Below are 1,032 nucleotides of genomic sequence, written 5' to 3'. Positions count from 1 at the left end.
CTCAAATTCAGCCGCCTTTTTAAGTTCAAATAAGAACTCAAAATCACTATCTTTCGCTAAACTCGTAGAAAATTTCAAACCTTTACCTCTGGCTCAAATAACCTTAATAAATCGATGCTTATAACGCCTGCATAACACGTTTACTACTATGCAATTATACTTAAAATTGACGCCTTAAAACGAGAAACACCCGACAAACTGAGATTGCCGAGTGTAGTAAATCGTGTTGATGCATTTGTTAAGTGCACGGCAAATACATAGGTACACTCCAACCATACGCTAATGCATTTTTAGCAAAACCGTTGTCTTCTATTTTAAAGCCACAAGCTTCAAAATACGGAATTTGTTCATTAGATGAAGTTGTTAAAGTGATTCGCGCAATATTGTTTTCTTTACAGTACAGTTTGATTTTTTCAAGATGGAAAGCGAAAAGGTTTAATGACTTAAAGTAATGTAATTCATACTTTTTATCCTTTTCCGCCACAGGCTTATAAGGATCATAAAACACAACATCGGCAATATATAAATCATTTGGATACATTCGACAAAGTGATAATTGTATACAACCTTCACTATTTATATCAGGGTCATCGACTTTTGCATATGTAAAAGATAAATCTTGAATTACCTTTCGTTTAATAACTTTCTCTACTTTTTGATAAATTAGAGGGTTTTTATTATCAAAATCAGCAGCTAGTTTCTGTGGGTTAACCTTCGCTCCGGATTCAACAAATAGCATCCAAGCCTGAGCTCCAATCTCAAACAATATATTTGGATCTACTCGTGCTATTTCATTGATACTTTCCATACCAAACTGTTTAAAACTGACACTTTTATCAAATTTTTCTTCGATTTTATTTCTTTGAATTATATCGTGTAATTCCATATTTTCCCCTTAGTGCACTTAACGCCGCAATAACACGTGCGAACGACTGACTTTCCAAACCAATTACACTTCAAACCAAAAACGCCGAATGTAATTAGCATCGTGTTGATTGCTTTGTTACACGATCTTTGTCAACGCTTCGCTTC

At 34.3% G+C, this 1,032-nt stretch carries 1 protein-coding gene and 1 pseudogene; both read right to left on the bottom strand.

Annotated elements, in window-relative coordinates; all coding sequences use genetic code 11:
- Positions 1 to 78, bottom strand: a pseudogene (locus tag HC728_RS19640) (N-acetyltransferase); the annotation flags it as partial.
- A gap of 160 nt (positions 79 to 238) precedes the next feature.
- On the bottom strand, positions 239 to 886 hold the full coding sequence (locus HC728_RS19635; RefSeq protein ID WP_190395979.1) for a hypothetical protein: 648 nt from the start codon (positions 884 to 886) through the stop codon (positions 239 to 241).
- Between the last annotated feature and the right edge of the window lie 146 nt (positions 887 to 1,032).

The organism is Aliivibrio sp. S10_S31, assembly GCF_014694495.1.
GTDB lineage: Bacteria > Pseudomonadota > Gammaproteobacteria > Enterobacterales > Vibrionaceae > Aliivibrio > Aliivibrio fischeri.
The sequence above is the reverse complement of the archived record's forward strand: the minus strand, read 5'-3'. Positions and strand labels throughout refer to the sequence as shown.

What these genes read in the sequence shown, in the direction of transcription:
- HC728_RS19635 (WP_190395979.1), bottom strand. Translation starts at nt 886, where the DNA reads ATGGAATTACACGATATAATTCAAAGAAATAAAATCGAAGAAAAATTT.